Source organism: Mycobacterium sp. E802 (assembly GCF_001666875.1).
Lineage (GTDB): Bacteria > Actinomycetota > Actinomycetes > Mycobacteriales > Mycobacteriaceae > Mycobacterium.
Genome location: NZ_LZJD01000165.1, coordinates 31,137 through 47,505, shown reverse-complemented (window position 1 = coordinate 47,505; position 16,369 = coordinate 31,137). Strand labels below are relative to the sequence as shown.

19 protein-coding genes are annotated in these 16,369 nt (G+C 66.9%); 8 read left to right on the top strand and 11 right to left on the bottom strand.

Going from position 1 to position 16,369, the window contains the following annotated elements:
• Positions 1 to 13: 13 nt before the first annotated feature.
• The 6 genes from A5699_RS24530 to A5699_RS24505 all read right to left on the bottom strand — a co-directional run bounded on the left by A5699_RS24530 (position 14) and on the right by A5699_RS24505 (position 7,252).
• Complete coding sequence (locus tag A5699_RS24530) at positions 14 to 865, bottom strand: LLM class F420-dependent oxidoreductase (protein WP_067775217.1); 852 nt, start codon at positions 863 to 865, stop codon at positions 14 to 16.
• Between the two features lie 27 nt (positions 866 to 892).
• Complete coding sequence (locus A5699_RS24525) at positions 893 to 1,756, bottom strand: LLM class F420-dependent oxidoreductase (protein WP_067775342.1); 864 nt, start codon at positions 1,754 to 1,756, stop codon at positions 893 to 895.
• A 43-nt stretch (positions 1,757 to 1,799) separates the two neighbouring features.
• Positions 1,800 to 3,302, bottom strand: a complete 1,503-nt coding sequence (locus A5699_RS24520) for an ATP-binding protein (RefSeq protein WP_067775214.1) — start codon at positions 3,300 to 3,302, stop codon at positions 1,800 to 1,802.
• A 13-nt stretch (positions 3,303 to 3,315) separates the two neighbouring features.
• Complete coding sequence (locus A5699_RS24515; protein ID WP_067775212.1) at positions 3,316 to 5,007, bottom strand: FAD-dependent oxidoreductase; 1,692 nt, start codon at positions 5,005 to 5,007, stop codon at positions 3,316 to 3,318.
• 67 nt (positions 5,008 to 5,074) lie between these two features.
• The gene (locus tag A5699_RS24510) at positions 5,075 to 6,634 is read right to left on the bottom strand and encodes a flotillin family protein (RefSeq protein WP_067775210.1); all 1,560 of its coding nucleotides are present in this window, start codon (positions 6,632 to 6,634) and stop codon (positions 5,075 to 5,077) included.
• A 75-nt stretch (positions 6,635 to 6,709) separates the two neighbouring features.
• The gene (locus A5699_RS24505) at positions 6,710 to 7,252 is read right to left on the bottom strand and encodes an NfeD family protein (RefSeq protein ID WP_197508379.1); all 543 of its coding nucleotides are present in this window, start codon (positions 7,250 to 7,252) and stop codon (positions 6,710 to 6,712) included.
• A 281-nt stretch (positions 7,253 to 7,533) separates the two neighbouring features.
• Between A5699_RS24505 and infA the strand changes: the two genes are divergently transcribed.
• The 8 genes from infA to truA all read left to right on the top strand — a co-directional run bounded on the left by infA (position 7,534) and on the right by truA (position 12,158).
• Positions 7,534 to 7,755, top strand: a complete 222-nt coding sequence (gene infA / locus A5699_RS24500; RefSeq protein ID WP_003418601.1) for a translation initiation factor IF-1 — start codon at positions 7,534 to 7,536, stop codon at positions 7,753 to 7,755.
• 85 nt (positions 7,756 to 7,840) lie between these two features.
• On the top strand, positions 7,841 to 7,954 hold the full coding sequence (gene rpmJ, locus A5699_RS28800; protein WP_003879483.1) for a 50S ribosomal protein L36: 114 nt from the start codon (positions 7,841 to 7,843) through the stop codon (positions 7,952 to 7,954).
• Between the two features lie 187 nt (positions 7,955 to 8,141).
• Positions 8,142 to 8,516 (top strand): 30S ribosomal protein S13, encoded by a 375-nt coding sequence (gene rpsM / locus A5699_RS24495; RefSeq protein ID WP_004571523.1) that lies wholly within the window; start codon positions 8,142 to 8,144, stop codon positions 8,514 to 8,516.
• Positions 8,517 to 8,521: 5 nt separating this feature from the next.
• A complete protein-coding gene (rpsK, locus tag A5699_RS24490) occupies positions 8,522 to 8,935 on the top strand; it encodes a 30S ribosomal protein S11 (RefSeq protein ID WP_004571524.1) in 414 nt (137 codons plus the stop codon).
• Between the two features lie 15 nt (positions 8,936 to 8,950).
• Positions 8,951 to 9,556 carry a 30S ribosomal protein S4 gene (gene rpsD / locus A5699_RS24485; protein ID WP_067775208.1) on the top strand — a complete coding sequence of 202 codons (606 nt, stop codon included), beginning with the start codon at positions 8,951 to 8,953 and terminating at the stop codon, positions 9,554 to 9,556.
• 78 nt (positions 9,557 to 9,634) lie between these two features.
• Positions 9,635 to 10,690, top strand: coding sequence for a DNA-directed RNA polymerase subunit alpha (locus A5699_RS24480; protein WP_019347690.1), 1,056 nt, complete (start codon positions 9,635 to 9,637; stop codon positions 10,688 to 10,690).
• 63 nt (positions 10,691 to 10,753) lie between these two features.
• Positions 10,754 to 11,284 (top strand): 50S ribosomal protein L17, encoded by a 531-nt coding sequence (gene rplQ, locus A5699_RS24475; RefSeq protein WP_067775206.1) that lies wholly within the window; start codon positions 10,754 to 10,756, stop codon positions 11,282 to 11,284.
• Positions 11,265 to 12,158 carry a tRNA pseudouridine(38-40) synthase TruA gene (gene truA, locus A5699_RS24470; RefSeq protein WP_369806765.1) on the top strand — a complete coding sequence of 298 codons (894 nt, stop codon included), beginning with the start codon at positions 11,265 to 11,267 and terminating at the stop codon, positions 12,156 to 12,158. The genes rplQ and truA overlap by 20 nt, the downstream gene beginning before the upstream one ends.
• Positions 12,159 to 12,329: 171 nt before the next feature.
• Here the strand turns inward: truA and A5699_RS24465 are convergent, their stop codons facing one another.
• The 5 genes from A5699_RS24465 to A5699_RS24445 form a co-directional block, all read right to left on the bottom strand.
• Positions 12,330 to 13,193, bottom strand: coding sequence for a hypothetical protein (locus tag A5699_RS24465; protein WP_067775204.1), 864 nt, complete (start codon positions 13,191 to 13,193; stop codon positions 12,330 to 12,332).
• Positions 13,194 to 13,239: 46 nt separating this feature from the next.
• The gene (locus tag A5699_RS24460; RefSeq protein ID WP_369806768.1) at positions 13,240 to 13,893 is read right to left on the bottom strand and encodes a cutinase family protein; all 654 of its coding nucleotides are present in this window, start codon (positions 13,891 to 13,893) and stop codon (positions 13,240 to 13,242) included.
• 63 nt (positions 13,894 to 13,956) lie between these two features.
• The gene (locus tag A5699_RS24455) at positions 13,957 to 14,622 is read right to left on the bottom strand and encodes a cutinase family protein (RefSeq protein ID WP_067775200.1); all 666 of its coding nucleotides are present in this window, start codon (positions 14,620 to 14,622) and stop codon (positions 13,957 to 13,959) included.
• A gap of 37 nt (positions 14,623 to 14,659) precedes the next feature.
• A complete protein-coding gene (locus A5699_RS24450) occupies positions 14,660 to 15,340 on the bottom strand; it encodes a cutinase family protein (protein ID WP_067775198.1) in 681 nt (226 codons plus the stop codon).
• Positions 15,341 to 15,355: 15 nt separating this feature from the next.
• Positions 15,356 to 16,324, bottom strand: a complete 969-nt coding sequence (locus A5699_RS24445; protein ID WP_067775195.1) for a DMT family transporter — start codon at positions 16,322 to 16,324, stop codon at positions 15,356 to 15,358.
• Between the last annotated feature and the right edge of the window lie 45 nt (positions 16,325 to 16,369).

The following is a 16,369-nucleotide window of genomic DNA, read 5'->3' as shown; positions in this document are numbered from 1 at the left end:
ACGGCCGAAGGCGTCAGTCCCGGAGACCCAGCGGCCCCGCCAATTCGGCCAGCGTCGGAATCAGCTTGTCCGGGCCGCCGAGGACCTGGATCGCAACGTGGTCGGCACCGTTGGCGACATGTTGCTGCAGACGTGCCGCGATGGCGTCTGCGCTGCCATGCGCCACGACGGCGTCGATCAGCTTGTCGCTGCCAGGCTTGGCGACGTCCTCTTCGGTGAAACCGAGCCGGCGCCAGTTGTTCACGTAGTTGCTCAGATTCAGATAGAAGTCGACCGTGTCGCGGCCGATCGCACGGGCCGCCGCGCCGTCGGTGGTCAGCACCACCTTGTGCTCCGGGGCCAGGAACACCGCCTCGCCGAGGACATCGCGAGCGTGCGCGGTGTGCTCGGGTGTCGTCAGGTAGGGGTGGGCCCCGGCGCTGCGCTGTGCCGAGAGCTTGAGCACCTTGTCGCCCAGCGCAGCAAGCACCCGCCGGCTGGTCGGCACCGTGGCCGCATCGAGGACGTCGAGATACTCCACCAACGCGTCATAGGGTTTGCGATATTCGTCGGTGTGTTCGGGATGCCCTACCCCGACCCCGAGCACGAACCGGCCCGGGTGCGCCGCCTCGATGCGGTGAAACGATTCGGCCACCTCATTGGCGTCGGCCGTCCAGATGTTGACGATGCCCGTGGCCACCTGAAGCGTTTCGGTGCGCTCCAGGATCGGCTCGACGAACGCGAGGTCGGCGGCGGGGGAGCCACCCACCCACAGCGCGCCGTAACCGAGGTTCTCGATCTCTACGGCCTGGTCGGGCTGGACCGCCCCGAAGGTCCACACGCCAAAGCGGCCCAATTCCGGCTTGAGCGAGAGCGATTCGGTCATCGATGAGAATCCTTGTCTTTGGGTTGTCTACGTCAAGCCGAGCGGCCCGGCGAGTTCAGCCAGTGCCGGTACCAGTTTCGCCGGTGAGGTCAACACTTGTACAGGCACGTGGTCGGCTCCGGCTTCCAGATGCTGCCGCAGCCGGGCCGCCACGGTGTCCACCGTGCCATGAGCGACGACGGCGTCGATGAACCGGTCACTGCCCGGCTTGGCCAGATCCTCCTCGGTGAAGCCGAGACGCCTGAAGTTGTTGAGGTAGTTGGACAGACCGAGGTAGACGTCGAGCGCCTTGCGGCCCACGCTCCGGGCCTTGTCGGCATCGGTGGTCAGGACCGCCTTGTGTTCGGGGGCCAGGAACGCGTCGGGGCCGATCAGCTCACGGGCTCGCGCGGTGTGTTCGGGGGTGGTCAGGTAGGGGTGGGCGCCGGCCGAACGCGCCGCGGACAGGTGCAGCACCTTCGGGCCGAGCGCGGCGACCACCCGGCGGTGCCGCGGCACGCCGTACTCGTCGAGCTTGTCGAGGTAGTCGTTGAGTGCGTCGAGAGGTTTGCGGTACTCACCGATCGCCTCTCGGTGTCCCACCCCGATGCCCAGCAGGAATCGGCCCGGGTAGGCCGCCTCGATGCGGTGGAAAGATCCTGCCACTGCCTCGGCGTCGGCTGACCAGATGTTCACGATGCCCGTCGCCAGCTGCAGGGTGGTGGTGGCGGCCAGGATCGGGTCGATCCAATCCAGCTCGGCCGGCGGGGAGCCGCCGGCCCAGATCGCGCCGTAACCCAGGCTTTCGATGTCGCGCAACTGCTGCGGGGACAACTGCTGGAACTGGGAGTAGTGGCCGAATGCGCCGAACGTGCCGAGGTCAGGCTTGGGGCCCGCGGTGGTCTGGGTCATGAACACCTCAACTCGGCTCTCGGCGGGGGCTATTCCGATGAAATCACCGAGATCCTGGAGTCGGCTCCGAAAAGTCGGCCGAGTACAACGCATCCGGCTCGGGGGCCTGCAACGGCAGGAGCACGATGAAGCAGGTGTTGCCCGGTCGGGACTCCACCCGCAGATCCCCGTGGTGCTTTTTCACCACGACGCGCCACGCCAGGTCGAGGCCCAACCCGGTGCCCTCACCGAACGGCTTGGTGGTGAAGAACGGGGTGAAGATGTGGCCGAGGTCCTCCTCGGATATCCCGGGCCCGTCGTCGCAGATCTCCACCCGGATCATGTCGTCGTTCTCTCGCGACGTCCGCAGGGTCAAGGTGCCGTGGCCTGCCATCGCCTGGATGGCGTTGTCGATGATGTTGGTCCACACCTGATTGAGATCGCCTGGATAGCACTGCAATTCCGGCAACGTCTTGTCGAGATCCTTGATCAGGGCGACCGGTTTGTCCTTGCCGATCTTGTCGCCGAACATCATCAGCGTGCTGCGCAGCAGTTCGTGGACGTCGGCGCTCTGATAGGAGCCGCGATCCATCTGCGAGTACTGCTTGGCGCCGGCCAGCAGCGCCGAGATCCGCTTGCTGGCCTCGGCGATCTCGTTCATCCGCAACTCGGTGTCGATCGTGTACTTCAGCCAGCCGAGGGCGGCTTGCAGGGTCGCCGACGTGTCGCCGTCGCGGAGCGCGTCGTCGACCGACGCCGAAATGCGTTCCAGCCAGTCGATGTCGAGGCCGGCTTCGACGAACGTCGGCGCGTAGTCCCAGGCGCCGACGATGTCGTGGTCTTCGAGCCAGTCGCCCATCTCGTCTTCGCGGTCGGAGATCTCCAGCGCGGTGAGCTCCAGGCCCCTGCTCTTGGCGACCTGCTCGGCCACCTCGTCCTGAATGGTCACCAGCATTCGCAGCGCCTGCGGGGTGAACTTGCCGTCGGCCAGCATCGCCAGCTTGTGGCGCATCTTGCCGACCCCCTCGCGCAGGTCTGCCACGGCGCGGGCGGTGGCCGCGGCCGGGTTGTTGAGCTGGTGGGTCAGGCCTGCGGTGATGTTGCCCAGCGCCAGCAGCTTCTCGCGCTGATCGATGATCTGGCTGGTGCGCCGCCCACCGACCTTGTGTCCCTCCAGAAGATGGACCGCCATCGGGAACTGGGACTGCATGAAACCCGCGAAGGCGTTGGCGTCGAGGACGAACACCCGCGACGGCTTGGTCAGCCGGACCGACGCCTCGTAAATGTGCTCCTCACCGGGGATGTACGCCGACCAGGCGCCGAAGTAGACGCCGCGTTGAGAAGTGCGGTTGGTCTGGATGTCGACGCCGCCGGAGCGTTTCGACATCACGAGTTCACCGTCGAGCATCACGTAGAAGCACGTGGCCGGATCACCCTCGGTGACGATCGGGCCGGCCGGGAACGTCTCGATGCTGCCGGCCTCGCAGAGCGTGTCGAGTTGCTCGTCAGACAGGTGCTCGAACAGGAACAGGGTCCGCAGTTCGTCGCGAACGCAGGTCTCGCCCATCTTCAGCTGCTCCTCACGCTTCGGCCAGGTAGCGGTGCACCAGCATCACTGCCATCGACCCTTCGCCGACGGCGGCCGCCACCCGCTTGGCGGACTCCGCCCGCACGTCCCCTGCAACAAACACCCCGGGCACACTTGTTTCCAGATGATGCGGCGGACGGTCCAGGGTCCAGCCGCACACGTCGCGCAGATCGGGCCCGGCCAGGATGAACCCGTGGTCGTCGCGGGCGACCACCCCGTCGAGCCAGTCGGTGCGCGGAGTTGCCCCGATGAAGCAGCACAGCCGCGTCGCCGGAACCTCCTCGTGCTCTCCGGTCTGCCGGTTCACCAACTCCAGGCGGACGAGATGATCGTCCTCACCCGTGGCGCCGACGACCTCGGTGCAGGTCCGCACATGGATGTTCGGTGTCTGTTCGATCTGCTGAATGAGGTAGTACGACATCGACGCCTCCAGCGACGGCCCACGGACCAGCAGCGTCACCGACTTCGCCTCGCGCGACATGAACATCGCGGCCTGCCCGGCCGAGTTGGCCCCGCCGACGATGTAGACGTCCTCGCCTCGGCATTCGGACGCGTCCGACACCGAGGCGCCGTAGTACACCCCGCGCCCCACGAGGTGGCTCGGATTGTCGGGATCGGCCCAGCAGCCGGCCACCGGCAGTTCGCGGTATTCCACGCCGGTGGCCAGGATGACCGCGCGGGCACCGATGGTCTCGCCATCGGCGAACGTGATGGTGCGCGCGGCGCCGGCGACGTCGAGGGCGACGGCCTCGCGGGTGGTGATCACCTCGGCGCCGAACCGCTCGGCCTGCCGCCGCGCCGAGGTGGCCAGCTCGGCACCGGACACCCCGGTCGGAAAGCCCAGGTAATTCTCGATGCGGGAGCTGCGACCGGCTTGCCCACCCGTGGTGGTGCCTTCGATCAGCACGGTCTTGAGCCCCTCGGACGCGCCGTACACCGCGGCGGCCAGACCGGCCGGGCCGCCGCCGATCACTGCCAGGTCGTACATAGTCAGCGACGGGGCGGTGGAAAGTCCGAGCATGTCGGCGAGTTCGCCGTCGGTGGGTTCGACGAGGGTTTCCCCGCCCTCGGTGATCACCACCGGCAACTGCAGGCCGTCCAGACCGGCGGCGTCGAGGAGTTGGCGGCCCGTGGGCTCGTCGGTGGTGAAGGCGCGGAAGGTGTGCTGATTGCGGGCCAGGAACTGGCGCACCTCCCAGGACCGCGAACTCCACTGGTGCCCGATCACCTTGGTGTGCGGGATGGCCCGGTCGCCGACGGCGTGCCAGGCCTCCAACAGGCCGTCGATCACCGGGTAGAGCTTCTCCTGCGGCGGGTCCCACGGTTTGAGCAGGTAGTGATCGAGGTCGACGACGTTGATGGCGTCGATGGCCGCGGTGGTGTCGGCATAGGCGGTCAGCAACACCCGCCGGGCCATCGGGTAGAGGTCCATGGCCGATTCCAGGAACTCGATGCCGCTCATCTGCGGCATCCGGTAATCGGCGACGAACACCGCGACGGTGTCGCCGCGTAGCTTCAGTTCGTTGAGAGTTTCCAGGGCGTCGGGGCCGGATTCGGCCCGCACGATCCGATACCGCTCGCCGTAATGACGACGCAGGTCGCGGGCAACAGCCCGGGACACCGCGGGGTCGTCGTCGACGGTGAGGATCACGGGTTTACGGGGCTGGGAGGCGGGGCCAGTCATCGCTAGTAATTATGCGCCCCGCCGCCAGCGGTTTTCTCACCTCGGTCGGCGCTGAAGAACGCCTGGCTCACTCCTCAGTGGGGGCCGGCCCGGTCGGCACCGGCTTGCCATTGGTGGCGGGGTCGGGATCTGTCGAACCCTTGAGCATCGCCGCGACGTCGATGCCCGAGGACTTGAGCGATTCGAGGATGTTGGCCACGGCCAGCGGGCTGATGCCGAGCAGTCCGCCGACGGCGTCCTGGGTGTCCCGCGACCCGCCGATGATCGACAGCCGCTCGATCTCGGCCAGCGGCGAGGCGGCCGCCTCGGTCGCCTTGACCACCGAGGCCAGCACGTCGGGCAGCATCAGCAGCCGCGCGGCGTCGGCGGTGTAGCCGTTGAGGGCGGCCGCGATCTCCTTCTTACCGTTGGCCTCGGCCAGCAGCTTGGCCTCGATACCGGCGGCCTCGGCCTGCTGCTCGACGCGCAGTGCATCGGCCAGTTCCTTCTTACCGGCGGCCTCGGCGACCAACTTGGCCTGCAAGCTGTCTGCCTCCGCCTGCTTCTCGACCCGCAGTGCGTCGGCGGCGGCCTTGCGGGCGTCGGCCTCGGCCTGACCCTTGCGCCGCTCGGTTTCGGCCGCGGCCTCGGCGGCCAGGATCGAGGACTGCCGCTGACCTTCGGCGATCGCGATGTCGGCCTGTCGCTTCGCCTCGGCCGGGGCGATCACGTCGGCCTGCAGGGCGGCCTGCGCCTGCTCGGCACGGCGCTGTTCCACCTCGATGCGGGCCTGCACCCGGGCTGCCTCGGCCTGCTCGATCGCGATGCCGACGTCCTTCTGGGCGCGGGCGTTGGCCAGCGGTCCGGCCTGATCGGCCTGGGCATTCTCGGCCTCGGTCTGGGCGCGCAGCCGGGCCAGCTCGACATCGCGCTTCTGGTTCGCGGTCGCGATCGCGGTATCCGCCTCGGCCTGGGCGATCGACCCCTCCTGGCGGGCCTTGGCCGACTGGATCTGGGCGTCGCGCTCGGCTTCGGCGGTGCCGACGGTGGCGTCGCGCTTGACCTCGGCGATACGGCGCTGCCCCAGCGACTTCAGGTAGTCGTTGGCGTCGGAGATACCGGCGATCTTGAGGACGTCGACCTCCATACCGATGCGGGCCAGATCGCCGCCGGCCTCCTCGACCACGCTGCGGGCCAGGCTGTCGCGGTTGGAGTTCAGGTCCTCGACGGTCATGGTCGCGGTGATGCCGCGCAGGGACCCGGCCAGGATCTCGTTGATCTGACGCTGCAACTCGTTGAGGTCGGAGGTCAAAAAGCGCTGCACCGCGGTCTGCACGGCCTCATCGGCCGAACCGATGCGGACCAGACCGACCGCCTCGACATTGACGGGGACACCGTTGTTGGACAGGGCGTTCTGCAGGTTGATGCTGACGTTGAACGGCTCGAGGCTCATGATGTCGACGCGCTCGATGCCTGGCATCCGGAACCGGGCCCCGCCGCGGACCACCTTGGGGGTACCGCGCCCGGTGAACACGGCCACCTCGTTGGGTGGCACCTTGATGTAGTTCTTCACATAGACCATCGGCAGCACCACCAGGATCAGGATGGCGGCGATGGCGGCCAAGACGACGATGAGCAACAGGGACACGGTGGTGCCTTTCTCGGTGGGTCAGTGCTCGGGAACTGCTCAGGCTTCTGGAACGGCTCAGGCTTCTGGAACTGCTCAGGCTTCTGGAACGGCGACGACGTGGACGAAATCCGGATCGATATCGGCGATATAGACGCGGGTGGCCTTGGGGAGCGCGTCGGCCTCGTCGCTCTTGGCCCGGGAGAACACCCGATTGCCGTCGGCGTCGACGAACGAGACCTCACCCCAGCCGCCCGCCGGGACTTCGAGGGTGACGGTGCCGAGCAGGCCGACGTAGGAGGACCGGCCGTGATGGGAGTTCGACTGCTGCCGGCGCATGTAGGGCAACAACAGACCGTTGAGGGTGAAGACCAGCACGACGGCGCAGGCTCCGGCCAGCACCGCAGACCAGAGGGCGCCGAGCCCGAGCCAGGTGCCGATCAGGCCGCCGACGCCCGCGCCGAGCAGACCGACCGACAGGCCGGTCAGGCTCAGGAAGGGCATGCCGTCGCCGTGCCCGACGTCGGCGAGCAACAGGGCGGCCAGAACGGCGATGCCGCCGACGACGAATGCGGCCAGGTACACAGCCAACACGAGCTCGGGGTCTCCGTTCGCAGAGCGCGGATCAGTCCGTACCATTCTCGCCTGAACGGCGGCATCGCCGTGCACCAATCTTCGGCACAGATCTGGGTTGCCGGAGCTGATCAGCCGTGATTTTGGTACCGGCCGCCGAGCGGGTATTGTGGACCAACGGTGCGGCTATCGCGCCGACTTTTTGCGTGCCCCGTCTTGGAACTGCTGAATTTCTGCAACTTCGCCTCGATCCGGCTCACGTTTTGAAGTTGGTCGGTCGCAGCATCACGACGGGCTGCATTGAGACTGATGAAGCTACGAAACGAAAGCAAGGATCGCCGAAAAGTATGGCCAAGAAAGACGGTGCCATCGAGGTCGAGGGTCGCGTGGTCGAACCTCTGCCCAATGCGATGTTCCGCATTGAGCTGGAGAACGGACACAAGGTCTTGGCCCACATCAGCGGCAAGATGCGGCAGCACTACATCCGCATCCTGCCCGAGGACCGCGTAGTGGTGGAGCTCTCTCCCTACGACCTGTCCCGGGGCCGCATCGTGTACCGGTACAAGTGACCCGATAGAAGCCCGACCAGTAACGACGAGAAACGGCGGCGTGCGTGCCTGCATGTCACCAACAAGCCAGAAGGATCGAACAGCCGTGAAGGTGAACCCGAGCGTCAAGCCCATCTGCGATAAGTGCAGGGTGATCCGCCGGCATGGGCGGGTCATGGTGATCTGCAGCGATCCCCGCCACAAGCAGCGGCAGGGCTGATCCCGTCAACTGACGGATCACAACACAACTGAATGATGAACTCCCAGCACCACTGAACGGATCCGCCGTTCATCCGCGATGAGCAGTCATCCACGTCCGGCACGGAGGCCGGACCCCTTGGAGCCCTTAGGGGCTGACGGGAACGGGCTGGGACCAGACCTCCGACAGAGAAGAAGGAAACCGCCACATGGCACGGCTCGTGGGCGTTGATCTTCCGCGCGACAAGCGCATGGAGATTGCCCTGACCTACATCTACGGCATCGGCCGTACCCGTTCGAACGAGATTCTCGCCGCGACGGGCATCGACAAGAACATGCGCACCAAGGACCTGACCGACGATCAGGTGACCGTTCTGCGCGACTACATCGAAGGCAACCTCAAGGTTGAGGGTGACCTGCGCCGCGAGGTGCAGGCCGACATTCGCCGCAAGATCGAGATCGGCTGCTACCAGGGCCTGCGGCACCGCCGTGGTCTGCCCGTGCGCGGCCAGCGGACCAAGACCAATGCGCGTACCCGCAAGGGTCCGAAGCGCACCATCGCCGGCAAGAAGAAGGCTAGGTAACCACGATGGCACCCCCGAAGAAGGCAGCCGGCGCCAAGCGCGGTAAGACCACCCGTCGCCGGGAAAAGAAGAACGTCCCGCACGGCGCCGCTCACATCAAGAGCACGTTCAACAACACGATCGTCTCGATCACCGATCCCCAGGGCAACGTCATCGCCTGGGCATCGTCGGGTCACGTCGGCTTCAAGGGTTCGCGTAAGTCGACCCCGTTCGCCGCACAGCTGGCCGCCGAGAACGCTGCCCGCAAGGCGCAGGAGCACGGCGTGAAGAAGGTCGACGTGTTCGTCAAGGGCCCGGGTTCGGGCCGCGAGACCGCCATCCGCTCGCTGCAGGCCGCCGGCCTCGAGGTGGGCGCGATTTCCGACGTCACTCCGCAGCCGCACAACGGCTGCCGTCCGCCCAAGCGGCGCCGGGTCTAGGGAGGATAAAAGAAAATGGCTCGTTATACCGGACCCGCCACCCGTAAGTCGCGTCGTCTCGGCGTCGACCTGGTCGGTGGAGATCAGTCGTTCGAGAAGCGCCCCTACCCGCCCGGCCAGCACGGCCGCGCGCGGATCAAGGAGAGCGAATACCGCACCCAGCTGCAGGAGAAGCAGAAGGCTCGCTTCACCTACGGCGTGCTGGAGAAGCAGTTCCGCCGCTACTACGAAGAGGCCAACCGGCAGTCGGGTAAGACCGGCGAGAACCTGCTCCAGATCCTGGAGAGCCGGCTGGACAACGTGGTGTACCGCGCCGGTCTGGCGCGCACCCGCCGGATGGCCCGTCAGCTGGTCAGCCACGGCCACTTCACCGTCAACGGTGTCAAGGTGAACATCCCGAGCTACCGGGTGTCGCAGTACGACATCATCGACATCAAGGAGAAGTCGCTCAACACCCTGCCGTTTGAGGTGGCTCGGCAGACCGCGGGTGAGCGCCCGATCCCGTCGTGGCTGCAGGTCGTCGGCGAGCGTCAGCGGGTGCTGGTCCACCAGCTGCCCGAGCGCGCGCAGATCGACGTTCCGCTCACCGAACAGCTCATCGTCGAGTTCTACTCGAAGTAGTGAATGACCTGCCGGTCAGCCGACCGGCAGGTACCAGACGGCATCAAATAGCGGGTGCCGAGAAGGAGAAGAAACACCATGCTGATCTCTCAGCGACCCACACTGTCCGAGGAAACCCTCGCCGACAACCGCTCCAAGTTCGTCATCGAGCCGCTGGAGCCCGGTTTCGGTTACACCCTGGGCAATTCGCTGCGGCGCACACTGCTGTCGTCCATCCCGGGCGCAGCCGTGACGAGCATCCGCATCGACGGTGTGCTGCACGAGTTCACCACCGTCCCCGGGGTCAAGGAAGACGTCACCGACATCATCCTGAACCTCAAGGGCCTGGTCGTGTCCTCCGAGGAGGACGAGCCGGTCACCATGTACCTGCGCAAGCAGGGCCCGGGTGCGGTCACCGCCGGTGACATCGTGCCCCCGGCCGGTGTGACGGTGCACAACCCGGACATGCACATCGCGACGCTGAACGACAAGGGCAAGCTGGAGGTCGAGCTCGTCGTCGAGCGCGGTCGCGGCTACGTCCCGGCCGTGCAGAACAAGGCCTCGGGCGCTGAGATCGGCCGTATCCCGGTCGATTCGATCTACAGCCCGGTGCTGAAGGTGACCTACAAGGTCGAGGCCACCCGTGTCGAGCAGCGCACCGACTTCGACAAGCTGATCCTGGACGTCGAGACCAAGAACTCGATCAGCCCGCGTGACGCCCTGGCGTCGGCCGGCAAGACCCTGGTCGAATTGTTCGGTCTGGCACGGGAACTCAACGTCGAGGCCGAGGGCATCGAGATCGGCCCGTCGCCGGCCGAGGCAGACCACATCGCCAGCTTCGCGCTGCCGATCGACGATCTGGACCTGACGGTCCGCTCGTACAACTGCCTCAAGCGCGAGGGTGTGCACACGGTGGGCGAGCTTGTCGCCCGCACGGAGTCCGACCTGCTGGACATCCGCAACTTCGGCCAGAAGTCCATCGACGAGGTCAAGATCAAGCTGCACCAGCTGGGTCTCTCGCTCAAGGACAGCCCGGCCACGTTCGATCCGTCCGAGGTCGCCGGCTACGACGCCGCAACCGGCACCTGGACCGCGGACGCCGGCGGCTACGACCTGGACGACACCCAGGACTACGCCGAAACCGAACAGCTCTAAAGAAGAACAGTCGTCCCGGTCCTACCTGATACGGGGGCCGGCCCCAATTAGGAGATAGTCGCAATGCCCAAACCCACCAAGGGTCCTCGCCTCGGCGGGTCGTCCTCACACCAGAAGGCACTGCTGGCCAACCTGGCCACGTCGCTGTTCGAGCACGGCCGGATCAAGACCACCGAGCCGAAGGCCCGGGCGTTGCGTCCGTACGCCGAGAAGCTGATCACCCACGCCAAGAAGGGTGAGCTGCACAACCGGCGCGAGGTGATGAAGAAGATCCGCGACAAGGACGTCGTGCACGTCCTGTTCGACGAGATCGGCCCGCACTTCGCCGACCGTAACGGTGGCTACACCCGCATCATCAAGGTCGAGAACCGTAAGGGCGACAACGCTCCCATGGCGGTCATCGAGCTGGTGCGGGAGAAGACCGTGACCTCCGAGGCGGATCGCGCACGTCGCGCTGCCGCCGCGCAGGCCAAGGCTGAAGAGGCCGAGGCTGACGAGGCCGAGGCTGAAGAGGCCGAGGAAGCCAAGGTCGAGGCGACCGACGAGGCACCCGCCGACGAGGCAGCTGCTGAGGATGACGCTGCCAAGTCGTAGTGACAACATGGACATGCCCGCCACCGAATCCGGTGGCGGGCATGTTCGTTTGCGGCTCGACATTGCCTATGACGGCACCGATTTCGCCGGGTGGGCGCTGCAGGCCGGTCAGCGCACGGTCGCCGGCGTGATCGACGACGCGCTCTCCACGGTGTTCCGCACCCCGGTGGTGACCCGCACTGCGGGACGTACCGACACCGGCGTGCATGCCACCGGCCAGGTCGCCCACGTCGACGTCCCGGCCGACGCACTTCCGCACGCCTACCCGCGCAGCACTCGCGAAGGCGATTCGGAGTTCACCCCGCTGGTGCGCCGGCTGGCGCGGCTGTTGCCGACGGATGTCCGGGTGCGTGACATCGTGCGGGCGCCTGCGGGTTTCGATGCCCGCTTCTCGGCGCTGTGCCGCCACTACACCTACCGGTTGAGTTTGGCTCCCTATGGTGTTGAGCCGGCCGAGGCCCGGTTCGTCACGCCGTGGGCCAAGCCGCTCGACCTCGACGCGATGACTTCCGCCTCGCAAGAGTTGTTGGGGCTCAACGACTTTGCGGCCTTCTGTCGGCATCGGCCCGGAGCCACCACGATCCGCGACCTGCAGCGCCTGGAATGGGAGCGTGTCGGCCACTACGTCACCGCTTATGTCACCGCAGATGCCTTCTGCTGGAACATGGTTCGTTCCTTGGTCGGCGCATTGCTCGCGGTGGGGGAGGGCAGGCGGTCGCCTGACTGGACGGCCGGGCTGTTGAGCGAGACCAGCCGGTCCAGTGATTTCGCCGCCGCGCCGGCCCGGGGGCTCACGCTCGTGCGGGTCGACTATCCGGCCGATGAGGAAATGGCCGCCCGCAACGTCGTCACCCGGGACCTGCGCACGCTGTGACGTCTGACGTCTGGGATCGGGCGCTTCGCGTCTGACGGGCGACCGCCTCACCCCGCTGCGTATACCGTCTCGAACACTGTGACGACTGTGTACGTTCTCGTTGAATCCGACGACGGTGGGCACGATATCCGGCACATTCGTCACAGTGCGCGGAAGCGGATATCGGGCCGCTCAGCTCGCCCGCCGCCGCAGCGCGGTGAACAACTTCTCTCGGACCCGCGCCACTATCGCGCGCTGCCGAGACATCATCGGCTCGGTGACCCAGACGACGACCCAGCCGTGGTCTTCGAGGTCGGCGGTGTGAGCGTGCACCCAGGTTCGGTCGGCGGTTGGATCGGCTGAATCGAGAGCTTCGTCGCACTCGACCGCGACCCGCAGACGAGGCCAGCCCATCGCGGCGTGCGTCCCGATCATTCCCCACTGGTCGAGAATGGGAATTCTCGTCTCGAGCCCGGGTATTCCTACGTTCCGCAGCATCATTCGAGTTCGACTCTGAAGTGGCGACCCCGCACTGCCGTCGGCGTACGACAGCGCCGCTCGCAGGCGGTCGATGCCACGAATCCCTGGATGGGCATCGACCAACGACCACACCTGGCCCGGGTCGAGGCCGGTGTGGTGCAGCAGGGCATCCATGATCGGGACCGCATCGGAAAAAGACAGCGAGCGACCGAGGTCGAACACTGTCCGGGCTACGGTGGTGAGGCGCATACCGTCGACCTCGCATATGTCGTCCGGGGACAGCGCATACGAACGCACCCGCAGTCCGGCCGGGGCTCGACGATTGGTGCGCACCACCTCGGCCGGAGCGTTGGCGTCCAGCCACGAAACGCCGTGTACCGCTGCAGCCGACACACCGCACAGGACAGCGTCCGGTCCGGCGAAGAGCCACGCCGCGCGGGCGCGTAGCGCCGCCGTCAGATCGACGTCATTGGCCAGGTACACATTTCGGTACACAGGTTGATAATTCGTCCGCAGGTCGTGGTCGGTGAGGAACCCGGTGGCAAGCGCGCGGCTGCCCAGCAACGGTTGGTTCATGGGCCCAGCGTCGCCGAGGCCACCGACAACGTTAGGTCAGGTCAGGTCAGAGCCGGCCCGCCACGAAGTCCGCAGCCTGGTTGACCATGCCACCCTCGATGTAGGCGCCCGCCAGGTGATCGGGCCAGTTGTTCTTCCAGGTGTTGGGATCGGCCGGGTTGCAGATCGGATCGGCACCGTGACACAACTCGATGGTGCGGTCGGCATAGATCGGACTGAAGTTGCTGATGGGGCCCACCCAGGCCGCGCCGTTGCCGAACAGCGCGACCGCGGCGATGTGCCCGTCGGCGCCGGCCGGTAGCGGAGTCTTGAACCCGAAACCGGTGAACGGAACGGCCAGCACCACGTCGGCGACCGCGGCGCCCAGCGAGTATCCGCCGATCACCAACCGGGTGTCCGGGCAGTTGTTCATCATGTACTGGATGTGGCTGCTCATGTCGTTGGCGCCGATGTCGACTTCGGTGTCAGCCGGGTACTTCACGGCATAGACGCCGATGGTCTTGTCGACCCGCGAGCGCAGGGCATTGACGAAGGCGTTGCCCAGCGTCCCGACCCCGGCCGGCTCCGTCCGGCCACGGGCGAAGACCACCTCGACCGGAGGGCACGGCGCCGCGTCGGCCACGGCCAGCGAGCCCGAAAAGACCGCCGAGCCCACCGGCAGCGCGGTAGCGACCGCAGCCAGGATGGCACCTACCGAGATCCATCGCCGAAGTCGTCGGCCACCCGAAAGTTTGACCACCTAAGCGATCGTAGCGGACGTTGGCTACAACAGCCCGGCGACGAAGCCGGCGGCCTCGTTGGCCGGGCCTTCGTAGGCGCGGTGCGCCGCAACACTGTCGCCGTCGCCGCAGATGGGATCGCCGGGGTTGCACAGGTCGATGGCACGGGATCCGTACACCGGACTCGCGGTCAGCGGCAGACCCAATTTGGCCGACGGGTTGCCGAACACGGCGACGGCGGCGACGTGTTCGGGCACGTTCGGCGGCAACGGCGCCGTGAAGCCGACGGCCGGGAACGGTACGGCGGCGATGACATCGATCACCGCGGCGCCCTGGGAGTAGCCGCCGAGCACCAGCCGGGTGTCGGGGCAGTTGTCCACCATCCACTGGATGTGGCCGGAGGCGTCGTTCGCACCGCCGGCCGCGGCCAGGAAGTCGAAGCTGGCCGGATAGTTCACCGCGTAGGCGCCCACCGACCGACCGCCGACCTTGTTGCGCAGCGAGCTGACGAACGCGTTGCCGATCCGGCCGAGGCCGGGCGTGTCATTGGTACCGCGCGCGAAGACCACCTCGATGTCGGGGCAGTCCGCCGCGGCCACGCCGAGGCTCCCGGTGGGAGTGGGCATCAGCACGGGGGCGAGGACGGCGACAGCAGCGGTCAGCGCTGCCGCGAGGAATACGGTGCAGCGACGAACAAGATCATTGGCCACACCGAATCGTAACGTCTGCCGCGAGCGGGCCGCCGGATCAGACCAATCCGGCGATGAACCCGGCAGCCTGCTGAATGAACGGCGAGCTCTCATAATGCGTGTGCGCAAACGGGTTTCGGCCGCCGGAGCAGATCGGGTCGCCGTCACTGCACAGGTCGATCGCACGTCCGCCGAACCGGCTGGACGTCACCGGGATGCCGAACTTGGCCGACGGGTTGCCGAAGACCGCGACCGCGGCGATGTTCTTGTTCAGATCCGCGGGCAGCGGCGGGGCCGAGCCGACCTCACCGACCTTGTTGCCCAACGGGGGCACACCGATCAGCATGTCGACGATCGCGGCGCCCTGCGAGTAGCCGCCGAGCACCACACGGGTGGAGGGACACTGCTCGGCCAGGGTGGCGACGCGGTTGGTGGCGTCGTTGGCGCCGTCGGCCGCGGCCATGAAGTCGTAGGTGGCCGGGTAGTTGACGCCGTAGGTGCTCACCGTGCGGCCGCCGAGTTGCGCCTGCAGTGCGTCCGCGAGGGCCTGCCCGACGCGTCCGATGCCCGGCGGCTCGCTGGTGCCGCGCCCGAAGATCAGCTCGACGTCGGAGCAGGGCTCAGCCGCGGCGGTCGGGATGCTCGGAGAAGAGACGGTGGCCAGGGCGCCTGCGCAGACGATGGCTGAGACCATGGCGGCCAGCCGGAACGGCTTCCACAGAAAAGTCACGACCGCCATAGTCACACAAAATGGTTAGCCAAGGCTAATCGTTTGCTCACTACGGTCGCCTTGGCGGGCCAGGGCCAGCCCGGTCAGCACCACCGCGCCGCCGATCGCCTGGCTCATCGAGATGGCCTCGCCGAGCATGGCCCACGCGATGAGGACCGCGAACAGTACCTCCGAGAGGCCGACCAGTGAGGCGAAGCGCGGCTTGAGACGGGCGATACCGAGAATGCCGAGGGTGTAGGCCAGCGCCGTGGGGATCAGACCGAGGGCGAACACCGGCACGATCCACGCGGTGGCGTGCCCGGCGAGCATCACCGCGTTGGCGGTGAAGGTCAACGGCATCACACCGCTGAACCCGAGCAGTGACACCGCTGCGGTGCCGACGATCAGGCCGCCGGCGGCCAGGCTGATCGGATTGAGCCCGTCGCCGTCGGTGCTGACCCGGTTGGACATCAGGAAGTAGCAGGCGGCGCACACGGCGGCGGCCAGGCCCCAGCCCACCCCGACGAGGTTGATGTGGGCGCCGCTGAACACGTCGAGCACCAGGATGATCCCGACGATCGCCAGTGCCACCCCGCCGAACGTCATGGCGCCGGGGCGCCGGCGAGTGGTGGCCCATACCCAGCCGACCACCAGGACCGGCGCGGTGTATTCGAGTAACAGGGCCACGCCGACCGACAGGTGGGCGACGGCGTTGTAGTAGCAGAGTTGGGCGCCGGCGATCGGGAAGACGCCGTAGGCGACGACGGTCCGGGCATGGTCGCGCACTTCGCGAAGCCAACCGGGGCGCACGATGCAGGCGAAGACGGCCATCATCAGCGCGCCGCCGGCGAGCCGGGCCGTGACGGCCGCGGTCGGGCTCCAACCGGACTCCATCAGCGCTTTGGCGAACGGGCCCGATGACCCGAACGCCAGCGCGGAACTCACGGCGAACATCAGTCCGAGTCGGAAGTGGTTGTCGGCGGTCGTGCGGTTGAGCTGGATCTCGGCGGTCATCGGTACACCTCCCCGGGGGCATGTCATGAGTAAAAATGTCTATGG